General features: G+C 61.3%; 12 protein-coding genes and 1 pseudogene. 9 read left to right on the forward strand and 4 right to left on the reverse strand.

What is annotated here, in order from left to right; translation table 11 throughout:
* Positions 1-26: 26 nt before the first annotated feature.
* A complete protein-coding gene (locus IEX53_RS20315) occupies positions 27-1,238 on the reverse strand; it encodes an MFS transporter (protein WP_188826012.1) in 1,212 nt (403 codons plus the stop codon).
* Between the two features lie 91 nt (positions 1,239-1,329).
* On the opposite strand from IEX53_RS20315, the gene IEX53_RS20320 reads away from it, so the two are divergent.
* The 5 genes and pseudogenes from IEX53_RS20320 to fixJ all read left to right on the forward strand — a co-directional run bounded on the left by IEX53_RS20320 (position 1,330) and on the right by fixJ (position 6,461).
* Positions 1,330-2,331, forward strand: coding sequence for an AraC family transcriptional regulator (locus tag IEX53_RS20320; RefSeq protein WP_188826013.1), 1,002 nt, complete (start codon positions 1,330-1,332; stop codon positions 2,329-2,331).
* Entirely contained in the window at positions 2,328-3,542 is a 1,215-nt protein-coding gene (locus IEX53_RS20325; RefSeq protein WP_188826014.1) for a TIGR03862 family flavoprotein, read from the forward strand. The genes IEX53_RS20320 and IEX53_RS20325 overlap by 4 nt, the downstream gene beginning before the upstream one ends.
* Positions 3,543-3,593: 51 nt before the next feature.
* A complete protein-coding gene (locus IEX53_RS20330; RefSeq protein WP_188826015.1) occupies positions 3,594-4,544 on the forward strand; it encodes a hypothetical protein in 951 nt (316 codons plus the stop codon).
* An 89-nt stretch (positions 4,545-4,633) separates the two neighbouring features.
* Positions 4,634-5,854: pseudogene (locus IEX53_RS20335) on the forward strand (PAS domain-containing sensor histidine kinase); the annotation flags it as partial.
* Positions 5,844-6,461, forward strand: coding sequence for a response regulator FixJ (fixJ, locus tag IEX53_RS20340; protein WP_188826016.1), 618 nt, complete (start codon positions 5,844-5,846; stop codon positions 6,459-6,461). The pseudogene IEX53_RS20335 and the gene fixJ, both read left to right, overlap by 11 nt.
* 31 nt (positions 6,462-6,492) lie before the next feature.
* Here fixJ and IEX53_RS20345 read toward each other — a convergent pair whose 3' ends face one another.
* Positions 6,493-7,392 carry a glycosyltransferase family 2 protein gene (locus tag IEX53_RS20345; protein ID WP_188826017.1) on the reverse strand — a complete coding sequence of 300 codons (900 nt, stop codon included), beginning with the start codon at positions 7,390-7,392 and terminating at the stop codon, positions 6,493-6,495.
* A gap of 329 nt (positions 7,393-7,721) precedes the next feature.
* Between IEX53_RS20345 and IEX53_RS20350 the strand changes: the two genes are divergently transcribed.
* The 3 genes from IEX53_RS20350 to IEX53_RS20360 all read left to right on the forward strand — a co-directional run bounded on the left by IEX53_RS20350 (position 7,722) and on the right by IEX53_RS20360 (position 10,196).
* Entirely contained in the window at positions 7,722-8,066 is a 345-nt protein-coding gene (locus IEX53_RS20350; protein WP_188826018.1) for a response regulator transcription factor, read from the forward strand.
* A gap of 139 nt (positions 8,067-8,205) precedes the next feature.
* Positions 8,206-8,829, forward strand: coding sequence for a helix-turn-helix domain-containing protein (locus tag IEX53_RS20355; protein ID WP_188826019.1), 624 nt, complete (start codon positions 8,206-8,208; stop codon positions 8,827-8,829).
* A 68-nt stretch (positions 8,830-8,897) separates the two neighbouring features.
* Complete coding sequence (locus IEX53_RS20360) at positions 8,898-10,196, forward strand: PQQ-dependent sugar dehydrogenase (protein WP_188826020.1); 1,299 nt, start codon at positions 8,898-8,900, stop codon at positions 10,194-10,196.
* Between the two features lie 55 nt (positions 10,197-10,251).
* Here the strand turns inward: IEX53_RS20360 and IEX53_RS20365 are convergent, their stop codons facing one another.
* The gene (locus IEX53_RS20365) at positions 10,252-10,566 is read right to left on the reverse strand and encodes a hypothetical protein (RefSeq protein ID WP_188826021.1); all 315 of its coding nucleotides are present in this window, start codon (positions 10,564-10,566) and stop codon (positions 10,252-10,254) included.
* Between the two features lie 285 nt (positions 10,567-10,851).
* On the opposite strand from IEX53_RS20365, the gene IEX53_RS20370 reads away from it, so the two are divergent.
* Complete coding sequence (locus tag IEX53_RS20370; protein ID WP_236016298.1) at positions 10,852-11,298, forward strand: helix-turn-helix domain-containing protein; 447 nt, start codon at positions 10,852-10,854, stop codon at positions 11,296-11,298.
* A 22-nt stretch (positions 11,299-11,320) separates the two neighbouring features.
* Here IEX53_RS20370 and IEX53_RS20375 read toward each other — a convergent pair whose 3' ends face one another.
* Positions 11,321-11,608 carry a GIY-YIG nuclease family protein gene (locus IEX53_RS20375; RefSeq protein WP_188826023.1) on the reverse strand — a complete coding sequence of 96 codons (288 nt, stop codon included), beginning with the start codon at positions 11,606-11,608 and terminating at the stop codon, positions 11,321-11,323.
* Between the last annotated feature and the right edge of the window lie 366 nt (positions 11,609-11,974).

Here is an 11,974-nt window from a genome sequence, read left to right on the forward strand (position 1 = left end):
GCTTTCTCATCGAGTATTGATTTCTGTCAGGCCGCTGCGCCGGCAGCAACCACCCTGGTGCGTACGCCGAGCCCGATCATCAGCGCTGCTGCCAGCAGGAGGCTGCCGCCCGCGGTGAAGACGCCGGTGGCGCCGCCCGCGTCGAAGATTACACCGCCGACCCCGGCTCCTGTGGCAATGGCCAGCTGAAAGGCGGCGACGAGGAGGCCGCCGCCGGTTTCCGCCTCATCCGGGACGGTGCGGGTCAGCCAGGTCGACCAGGCGACCGGCACGGCGCCGAAGGCAAGACCCCAGAGGGCGATCATCGCAGCGGCGGGAAGTGGCGCGCTGCCGGCGATGGTAAGGCCGAGCCCGATGATCCCCATCATCAGCGGCATGGTGAAAAGGGTAAGGCGTAAATTCCGCTCCAGCATCATGCCGCCCAGATAGGTACCGAGAAAATTGGCGACGCCGAATCCCAGAAGGATGGCAGAGATCGAGGCAATGCCGACGCCGGTCACCGTCTCGAGGAACGGGCGGACATAGGTGAAAAGCGCGAAATGCCCGGTTATCTCCAGCGTGAGGGCGAGCATGCCCAGCCCGACGCCCGGGCGTAGCAGCACGTCAATCAGCGTGCGTAGCCGGGCCGTGCCGGTTGGGGCAAGCGAGGGCAGCGCGGCGAACTGAACGATGAGCGTCAGCACGCCGAGACCTGCTGCGATAAGGAAGACGCCGCGCCAGCCCATGGCCTCGCCCAGCAGGCTTCCGATTGGCGCGGCCAGCACTGTGGCTGCGGACACGCCGCTGAAAAGGATCGACAGCGCGCGGGGAATGAGCGCTTCGGGCACAAGCCGCATGGTGATTGCCGCCGCCATGGTCCAGAACCCGCCAAGGGCGATGCCGAGCAGGACGCGACCGGCGATCAGCACGGGCAGGTTGGGCGCGAAGGCGACCAGAAAATTGGACAGGATCAGCAGGAACGAGAAGACCATAAGCACGTGGCGGCGATCAAAGCGTCTTGTCACTGTTGCGACCAGCAGGCTCGTGACAAGCGCGACCATCGCCGTTGCGGTCACGGCTTGCCCTGCCGCGCCTTCCGTTATACGCAACTCTGCCGCCATCGGCGTCAACAGGCTCGCGGGAAGGAACTCCGCCGTAACCAGGCCGAACACGCCGAGCGTCATGGAGGCAACCGCCCCCCAGGCGGGCTTCTCCCGCGCCGGTTCGCCCGATGGGGAGGATGGTGTCCATTCATTCATGTGGGTTGTCCTTTCGAGGAAACGCTCGGAATTTGTGCGTCGCAACAGAATAGAGTGGACAACCCGGACTATCCATGCCAGTAAATCCGGAATGCTTGATCAAAAGTCCGGGACTCGTTCTGCCTCACGCCCGCAGCCTTCGCCTGATCTCATCAGCGAGCTGCTCTTGGGCATGCGCCTCAACGGCATTCAATACCGGCGGATCCAGATGTCCCCGCCCTTCGGCATCAGCTATGGCGAGGCGGAGGGGAGGGCGCAGTTCCATTTCGTGGCTCGCGGCCCGGTGATCGTGCGCACAGCCGTGGGGACCGTGCAGAAACTCGATTCGCAGGATGCGGTGCTTCTGCCGCGCGGTGGGCGGCACGAACTGCTCTCCGCGCCGGATTTGCCGAGCCGTGACATCGTCACCTATGAAGCGGTTCCGCTCTGCGACACGGTCGGCGCGATCAATGCCTGCAAGGAAGATACCTGCCGGTCGACGGATGCGGTGATCTTCAGCGGCTGCATGGATTTCGATCTGGGCGCCATGCATCCGCTCGTCGCGCTCATGCCCGAAGTGATGCATGTCGGCACGCTGCTGGGGCGGCAGCCGGAAATATTGCCGATGCTTGAGGCCATGGAGCGCGAGGCGCGGATGGAGCGCGCGGGCTATGCCGGCATATTGGCGCGGCTGGCGGATGTCGTCTCTGCTTCAATTGTGCGCGGCTGGGTGGAATGCGGCTGCGGCGACGCGACGGGCTGGGTCGATGCATTGCGCGATCCCAAGCTCAGCCGGGTCATCGCGGCGCTGCATGGCGATCCGGGCCGCGACTGGACGGTTGCCGAACTGGCGGCGGAAATGGGCGCGTCCCGCTCCGTTTTCGCCGAGCGTTTCCTTGAAGTCACCGGCATGACGCCGGTGCGGTATCTGACGGAACTGCGCATGCGCCTCGCCGCGCAATGGATCGGGCGCGAAAAGCTCCCCATCGAAAGCGTGGCGCATCGCCTGGGCTACGGGTCGCAGGCGGCATTCAGCCGGGCCTTCAAGCGGGTGGTCGGCCATTCGCCCGGCATGGTCCGCGCGGCCTCGAACAGGGCAGAGCAGCATTTATGAGCAAAAAGCAGATTGCGATCATCGGCGGCGGTCCGGCGGGGCTGATGGCGGCGGAAGTCCTGTCGGCGCAGGGGCACGGCGTGACGGTCTATGACGCCATGCCCACCGTGGGGCGAAAATTCCTGCTGGCGGGAAAGTCCGGCCTCAACATCACCCATGCGGAGGATCATGCGCGGTTCCTGATGCGCTTCGGTCCTGCTTTCGAACGGCTGCGCGCCGCGCTCGACGATTTCACGCCCGCCGATATCCGCGCCTGGGCGACGGGACTTGGCATTGAAACCTTCACCGGCTCTTCGGGCCGAGTCTTCCCGACGATGATGAAAGCCTCGCCGCTTTTGCGCGCCTGGCTGGCGAGGCTGGGAGGGCAGGGCGTGACGATCCTCACGCGCCATCGCTGGCGGGGATTTGCGGAAGAAGGCTGCATTTTCAGTACGCCGGAGGGCGAGAAAATCGTGAAAAGCGACGCGGTGCTGCTGGCGCTTGGCGGCGCGAGCTGGCCGCGGCTGGGGTCGGATGGCGCCTGGGTATCCCGGCTCACGGACAAGGGCGTGGAAGTGAACACGCTTCGCCCCGCCAATTGCGGCTTCGATGTTCAGTGGAGCGAGAGTTTCCGGGAGCGTTTTGCCGGCGCGCCGGTGAAATCGGTGACCGCGACCTCAGACGCAGGCTCGTATTCGGGCGAGTTCGTGATTACGCGAGATGGCATCGAGGGCGGTCTTGTCTATATGCACGCGGCGGCGTTGCGCGACCGGCTGGAAAAGGAAGGCAGCGCCGTGCTCCATCTCGACCTGGCGCCGGGTCGCATGGCCGACCGCCTCGCGCACGACCTTGCCCGGCAGGGCGCGAAGATGAGCTTCTCCAACCGCTTGCGCAAAGGAGCGGGTCTCGAAGGCGTCAAGGCCGCGCTTGTGCGGGAAATCGTGCCCGAATCTGCCGGTTTCGATCCCGAACATCTTGCCCGCATTATTAAGGCGTTGCCCGTTCCTGTTCTGCGACCCCGGCCCATCGAGGAGGCCATTTCCTCGGCGGGCGGCATCGCATGGACGAGCATCGGCGAGGATTACATGCTGAAACCGCTTCCCGGCGTTTTCGCCGCCGGGGAGATGCTGGATTGGGAGGCGCCCACCGGCGGATATCTCCTCAGCGCCTGCCTCGCAACGGGCAAGGCCGCCGCGCGCGGCATTCATGGCTGGCTGGAGGCCGCCGCCTGACCGCCATAATTCCGGCATTTCCGAGGTGTTTGCTGCGGCCTTGGAGGAAACATGAAACCGATCCTCTCAAGCGCGGCGCTGACGGTTTTTCTGGCGCTTGGCAGTGCAGCCGTTGCCGCGCCGGCGAATTTTCTCTTTCTGGACTCAGGCGCTCTTGAAGACGCGCGAGCGCTTCTCGAACGCCCCGATATCGACGGCGCGCAAGTCGTTTATACCTGGAAATCGCTGGAGCCCGCCAAAGGGCAATATGATTTTTCGCATATCGAGCGCGATCTTGCCGCTGCAAATGCCATGCACAAGAAGCTCTTCATCCAGATACAAGACCGTTTCTTTTTGCCCGGCGACCGGGATATTCCCGATTATCTGCTGACTGAACCGAAATATGGCGGCGGCCTCGCAGCACAGAAGGATAAACCCGGCATGGGGGCGCCTGTTCAAGGCTGGCTAGCGATGCAATGGAACCCCGCCGTGCGCGAGCGCTATCAGGCGCTTTTAAAGGCGCTGGCCGCGAAGTTTGACGGCAGGGTGTTTGGCATAAATCTGCCGGAAACAGCTGCCGATATCGACCAGAAACATGACAAATCCGGCTTCAGCTGCGATTCATATTTCGACGCGGAAATGGCGAACCTGAAAGCGGCCAGAGATGCCTTTACCCGATCGCATGTCGTGCAATATGTGAATTTCTGGCCATGCGAATGGAACAATGACCATAATTATATGGGCCGCATTTTTGCTTATGCAGCGGCGCACCGGATCGGGCTTGGCGGACCCGACATCGTGCCGTTCCGCAAGGCGCAGATGAAGAATTCCTATCCCTTCTTCAATCGCTACAAGGGCAAGCTGGACCTTGCCGCCTTTGCCGTCCAGCAGCCGACGCTCACCTACACGAATCCCAAAACCGGCAAGCCTTTCACCAGGGACGAGTTCATCCGCTTCGCTGACGATTATCTGGGAGCAGACATCATCTTCTGGAGCCCTTCGACGCCTTGGCTCAGGAAATAACTGTCAGGGGCGCGGCACAATATCTCATCTTTTGACCTTGGTCATTCCGGTTGCGGGCCTTAAGAATGCCGCGCATTGCGGAGTGACAGGAATTGACCGTTTTCGACATGACATGGCTCCTGGTGGACCTTGTCCTCCTGGGATTTGTTGTTTTCACCGGGCTGAAATACCGTCAGGCCCGTCGGAACCTCAATTCCCGGGAAGCCCATCTTCGGCTGATCCTGGACACGGTGCCCGATGCCACTGTGGTGATCGACATGCACGGTGTCATCCTCTCCTTCAACAAGGCAGCAATCCGCCAGTTCGGCTATACCGAAACTGAAGCCGTCGGACAGAACATCAAGATTCTCATGCCGGAGCCCTATCAGGCCCAGCATGACGGCTATATCGACCGTTATCTCAATACGGGCGAACGCCGGATCATCGGCATCGACCGCATCGTCGTGGGCCGGCGCAAGGATGGCTCCACCTTCCCGATGAAGCTTGCCGTCGGCGAGATGAAGACCGGGGGGCAGGTGTTTTTCACCGGCTTTATTCGCGACCTGACCGAGCGGGCGGAGTCCGAGGCGCGGCTTGAGGAAATCCAGGGCGAGCTTGCCCGCCTCGCGCGCCTCAACGAACTGGGCGAAATGGCTTCGACGCTTGCCCATGAACTGAACCAGCCGCTTTCGGCCATCGCCAATTATGTGCAGGGCTGCATCCGCCTCCTGCGGAACATGGACGATGCGCTCGCCTCCCGCATGCGCGAGGCACTGGAAGAGACCGCGCGGCAGTCGTTGCGCGCCGGGCAGATTATCCGTCACTTGCGTGAGTTCGTCACCCGTGGCGAAACCGAGAAGAAGCCGGAGGATATTCACAAGCTGATCGAGGAAGCGGGCGCGCTGGCGCTGGTGGGATCGCGTGAGCTGGGGGTGCGGACGGTCTTCGATTTCAAGGCGGAGCAGACGCTTTTCCTGGTCGACCGGGTGCAGATCCAGCAGGTGCTGATCAACCTGATGCGCAACGCCATGGATGCGATGAAGGAAAGCCCGCAGCGCGAGCTGGTGGTGCGCACCGAGCCCGTCAATGAGGGGGAAGTCATGGTTGAAATCTCGGATACCGGCCCCGGCGTTTCGGAGGAGATCGTCGCCCAGCTTTTCCAGCCCTTCGTCACCACCAAGCCTGGCGGCATGGGAATAGGGCTCTCCATATCGAAAAGGATCATCGAGGCTCATGGAGGAGAGCTGACGATGCAGCGCAATGAGAAGGGAGGGGCGAGCTTCCGCTTCACTCTCCCGGCGGTCAAGGAGCGGGCAGGCCATGAGCAGTGAAGTTGTGATCCATATCGTCGATGACGAGGAGCCGGTGAGGAAGTCGCTGGCCTTCCTCCTGACGGTTTCTGGCTATGCCGCGCGCGTCCACGCCTCGGCGCCCTCTTTTCTCGCCATCGCGAAGGAATTGGACAATGCCTGTCTCATCACCGATTTGCGGATGCCCGAGATGAGCGGTCTCGACCTCCTGCGCCGCCTGCGCGAGGAGAACGCGATGCTGCCGGCAATCGTGATCACCGGCCATGGGGATGTGCCGATGGCGGTGGAGGCGATGAAGGCGGGTGCGCTCGACTTCATCGAAAAGCCTTTCGAGGAGGAAGTGCTACTGGAAGCCGTCGGCCGCGCCGTAGCCGAATTGGAGAAGAAGCCGCGGGACAGCGATACGGCCGCCCGCATACGCTTGCGCCTGAGTCTGCTCTCCGAACGGGAGCGGCAGGTGATGGAGGGCATCGTCGCCGGGCTTCCCAACAAATCCATCGCCTACGATCTCAATATCAGCCCGCGGACGGTCGAGGTGCACCGCGCCAACGTCATGAGCAAGATGCAGGCCCGGAACCTGCCGGAGCTGGTGCGGATGGTGCTGGAAGTGCGCGATAGCGGGGGTTGAGGAAAGACCGGCCCATTTCGGGACCGTTTCCCTAATTTTTGCCCGCCTTTTCCAGCCCGCGGTGGGCGAGCTCCTTCATCGATGAGCTTGCCCGGCATTTGTAGTATTTGTCTATCTCACCGCACGGCTTCCAGATGCCATATTTTTGGCGGAAATATTCAATCACCAGCAAGTCGGCGCTGACGCGGTCATGCCCCTGTTCCACGAGGCTGTGCAGCGCATCTATTGCGCCGTTCGTCGAATCGGCGGGCCGTTTCGGATATCCGTTCATCCAAATCGGTATGCCCACGCGCTCCAGATGTCCGGAAATCCATGGATCGTCGACGGTCCACATCACGTCCGGGATGTCATAGAACAATTCATCGAACCATTCCGGTCTGACAAGCACGCCAGCGTAGCCGGAAATCTGATCGACATAACCGCTTACGGTAAGATATGGTTTGTACTTGAAGAGGCTGAAAATTCGTCGCAGACGGTAATTCAGGTCTTTCCGCCGCTTTCCGCCGCGAGGAAGCCGGTCGGGTGGACGGCAGTTATCCGCGATGTCGGGAAAGCTTTCGCCCACTTCCACAATGCAGGTGTCCGGGTGCTGCTGCGCCGCGGCGTCCTTGAACCGTTGATGCCAACTGCTCTCATAGATTTTATCGTCGTCGCAGAAGAGGATATCTACGTCTTGTCCTTGTAAATCGGCCGCTGCCGGAAGCACCTTGGTCGCGGGGCCATAATCCTTCTCGCATCGAACAATTTTTATGCCCGGTGGGACGCGAGGAAGACGGCCATCCCAGCCAGGGAAGCGCCGATATGCCTGCGGGATATAGAGCCGGATATCATCGGGCTTGAGGCTCTGTGACAGCAGGGATAAGAGAGTCGGCTCCAGTAGATGGAAACGCGACGGGATCGTCGAGAGTGATACTATCGTTGGTCTAGCCATGTTGCCTCCGGCCGGCTACACCCCCTCAAGTTTCATAAGCGGCAGGCTATCAATTGGTAAATGCCCTACGCCGCCATCAAGTCCCGTTTCGATTAAGCCTATGACATGCTTGATCTTTAACGCGTGACGCCTACCATAGGTTGGTCATGCCTGCAACTGTCTTGGCAGATGGAGCAGTTGCAGCATGATATGGCCTGCTGTTCAACGCAGCTGCAGGGAAGCCATCCATTGCGCCGATGGAAAGGCATTTGATTTATCGCAAGGCGAGTTTGGTTTGCGTCTGGACATGATGTCGAATGGCGCATTCCCAGCCAACTCAGGAAATTGCCTTGCTGATCGGTACCACCATTCTCGTCGTCGCGGCGGATTCTGCTTTCCGGCAGTCGCTGGGCTTCGTCCTCGAGGCGGAGGGGCATCGTGTCGAGGTGGCGGGGCAATTGCCGCATCCTGATGACATCATCCGCTATGGCTGCATCGTTGCAGACGACCGCGCCGTGGCGGCGAAGCCGGGCGACCTGCCCGCGCTTTCCACGCTGGGGCGGCCCGTCGTGCTGCTCGTCAACCACGCCGAGGGCACGGTCGTGGGTCATCCCGTCCGCCTGGTGGAGAAGCCACTTCTCGGGCGCACGCTTGTCGAGGCGGTGCGCGGTGTGTTGGGTGAAAGCGAGCCATAGCATAATCCCGAAAAGTTGCAGACTTTTCGGATAAGATCATGCGGCGAACTGTCTAAGTAATTTCCCGTACGGGCATAACCGAATTTCCCCGCGAGGCGATCCGGGCCACTGATGGGTCGACCCAATCGGAGGTTCCAGGATGCTTGCTCACAGCGAAACCGCTCCCAGACAAATGCACAAGCCCTTCGTGGCCGCGCAGCCGCATCAGCTGCTCTTCTATTCGCCGAACAAGGAGATTTACGCTCAGGGCGAGCGGGCGACCGCGCTCTATCAGGTGGAGTTTGGAGCCGTCCGCATCTATCGCCTCCTCTCGGACGGACGCCGCCAGATCAGTGCTTTCCACCTGTCGGGCGAGGTTTTCGGCTTCGAATCCGAAGGGCATCATCGCTTCTTCGCCGAGGCGCTGTGCAATTCGGCGATCCGGGTTCACCGCACGCCCGTCGAGCCCGATTTGTCGGGCAGTGTCCTCTCGGCGGCGGTGTCGGCCCTGGTGCGGGCGCAGGAGCATCTTCTCGTGATCGGCCGCCAGAACGCCGCCGAGCGTGTGGCTGCCTTCCTCCTCGACATGGCTGACCGGCAGGAGGGCGAGCGGAAAATCGAGCTTCCCATGTCGCGCGCCGATATCGGCGATTATCTTGGCCTTACCATCGAAACTGTTTCGCGCGTGTTTTCCAAATTCCGCCGCAACGGCCAGATCCGCCTCGACGGCGCGCGCAGTGTGATCATCGAGAGACCGGAGGCGCTGAAGGCGATGTGCGCCTGAGCGCGGCTCTTTCGCTGGATTTCTGGCCGCCTATCCCATAAACTCCGCCCAACGATATGGAGGGGTTTATGGGCTTTACGGATCTTTTCGCGCGCTTTGTGGCTGTGGTGGGCGATGCGGCGGTCTATCTGCGCCATCGCAAGGACGGGCCGAAAGTGCAGGCCTTCGGCACCGCGCCGGCCATTCCGCCCGCCAGGCCGCAGGGGATACCGACGCTGAAAATGCCCACCGCCAAGGGCTGGGCTGAGCATGAAACGCCCGTGGCCGCGCCGGGCCTCAAGGTCAATGCCTTCGCGCGCGGCTTGAAGCATCCGCGCTGGATCCATGTCATGCCTAATGGCGATGTGCTGACGGCGGAGGCGCTGAGCACGCCGGGCGGCATCCGCTCGGTTTTCGACTATGCGCAATACAGCACCATGAAGCGCGCAGGCGCGGTGGGCGAGAGCGCCAACCGCATCACCCTCCTGCGCGACGCTGACGGAGACGGCGTTGCCGAAACGCGCGAGACTTTCCTCTCAGGCCTCAACCAGCCCTTCGGCATGGCGCTGCTGGGCGAGACATTCTATGTCGGCAATACGGATGGCGTGGTGGCGTTTCCGTACAAGACCGGCGAAACTCGCGTTACGGCTCACGGCAGGAAGCTCAACGATTTGAAGCCCGGCGGCCATTGGACACGCAGCCTGCTGCTGAGCCCTGACGGCAGGAAGCTCTATATCGGCGTCGGCTCGCTCAGCAATATCGCCGAGGAGGGCATGGAAGCCGAGGAGGGGAGGGCGGCGATCCATGAGCTCGATCTCGAAACCGGCAAGACGCGCATCTTCGCTTCCGGCCTGCGCAACCCTGTCGGCATGGCGTGGGAGCCGACGACGCAAACGCTCTGGACCGTGGTCAACGAACGCGACGGGCTCGGCGACGAGACGCCGCCCGATTATCTGACCTCGGTGCAGGAGGGCGGGTTCTATGGCTGGCCCTATTGCTATTGGGGGCAGACGGTGGACGACCGCGTGCCGCAGGACCCCGCCATGATCGCCAAAGCAATCAGGCCGGACTTCGCGCTGGGCGGCCACACTGCCTCGCTCGGCCTCTGCTGGATGCCATCGGGCACGCTGCCCGGTTTCCCTGACGGCATGGTCATCGGCCAGCACGGTTCCTGGAACCGCAGCAAGCTGAGCGGCTATAGGGTTGTGTTCGTGCCCTTCGAGAACGGGAGACCCTCCGGACCGGCGCGCGACATCCTCACCGGATTCCTTTCCGCCGACGAGAAGGAGTCCCACGGGCGCCCGGTCGGCGTGACCATCGGCCCTGACGGCTCGCTGCTGGTAGCCGACGATGTGGGCGACGTGATCTGGCGGGTGACGGGGGAATGATCGGTCTGTAAGAAAGTGCGCTGGTGGGTACCCAAACGCTCCCCCATCGCCTTCGTTACGGCGTCTTCGGCAGATATTCCCGGAACCGGCTTTTCTGCAGTTCGGCGCCGGCTTCCTCCGGGCTTAGGGAGGCGAGGCGGGTGAGCACGCCGATGGCTCCGGTGAGGAGCTGGCGTTCGACGTCGATGAAGGTGGCGTTTTCAGGAAGATCGGCGGCAAGCTCGATCGTGGCGCAAGGGCCGAATTCGTTGCCGTCCTCGGCGGAGAGCTGAAGCCGAACCACGCCGCTTACCGTTATGCCGTCCGAACCTTCATGATGCCGCAATCCGGAAACCTGTACATCGGTAATCGAGCGGTTGCTGTAATTCATGCCGAAGGGCCTCCTCTGCCTGCCGCCCCTGCCCCTTAAAGTTGTACACACGAATCAGAGAAACATCTCCTGATATGGGGAGCGGGTCAAGTGCGAATAATGGCCCGCTATTTCCTACCAGCGCGCTCGCCGCCTTGACGTGACACAAATTCGCCAAACTATTCCCAATTTTTTGCCAATTTACAGAGAATCAGAATATACTTAAATATAGAGAATGTGGGCGGAGAATCGGTGTGCCAGGGGGCGGCCGGTTCCGGAATGACAACCGGGGCGGTTCAAAATAAAGTGACAACGGCAAATCACGTTTCGTCCAGTTCCATAGAGGGACGGCGCAAGGCTGATCTGGATCGCGGCATCGCGGTCCGTGCGGTGGGAATGGACGAAAAGTCGCCGACAAAGCTCAAGACCGAGCTATCCCGTTATAATGCGAGGAAGGTGCAGGCTTTCATGCGCGAAAATCTTGCGCGGAAGTTGACCGTGGCCGATCTCGCCGAAATTTGCGACCTTTCCCCCAGCCATTTCATCAGTGCCTTCACCGAGACCTTCGGGCAGGCGCCCTATGGCTATCTCCTGAATTTGCGCCTCGCCCATGCCGAAAGGCTGCTGACCCAGCGCGACATGCCGATCGCGGAGGTGGCCTATCTGAGCGGGTTCTCCAGCCAGAGCCACCTGACCACGGCGATGAAGAAGATGAAGGGCAAGACCCCCTCCATGATCCGCGGCAGGAAATAGGGCGGCGCCGCGCAGGGGGCCATTATACAAGCTGCCAGGCTATATCATGCCAATGAGGATCGTTCTGCTCGATCAGGTTGATCTTTCCACTGGCGCGGCCATTTCTGATGGTCTTTTCTCGGGTGATGGCTGTGATGAGTTCGAACTCATCAAACCACACCAGCCGCATCACCCCATACTGGGAAGCGAATTTCGAGCCCTGCCCGGAGCGGTGCTGCAACAGCCTGCCTGCTAGATCGCTCGTCATCCCGACGTAAAGCGTTCCGTTTTTCTGCGACGCCAATATATAAACATACCCACGCCGTGCCATGAATTCTACGATACATATGCAGAATGCTTTCAGGCAAGCTTAAAACGCCGTGCGGTTTTAAACGTTGAGACCTTGATTCCTGTGACGAGCACAGGACGTGGTGGAGGGTGTCCTCTCGCCCGGAACCGGTAGCGCTTGCCACCGAGAGGCAGGTCGCGACATGAAGCAGTCATGCAAACTACGAGGTTGGTGGGTATCACCGCCAGCCAAACCATCCGTCATTCCTGTGCTTGTCACAGGAATCCATGCCTCGACCTTTCCGCCGTCAGGACGGCAGAAATAGCGGCTCCGCCCATCCACCCCAAAAGCTTTCTCGCAAATTCTTGCCCTTCTATTAAGCCGTTGTTAACGACGCCGTTCATTTCG

It is taken from the genome of Paramesorhizobium endophyticum (assembly GCF_014640615.1).
In the GTDB taxonomy this organism is placed as follows: domain Bacteria; phylum Pseudomonadota; class Alphaproteobacteria; order Rhizobiales; family Rhizobiaceae; genus Paramesorhizobium; species Paramesorhizobium endophyticum.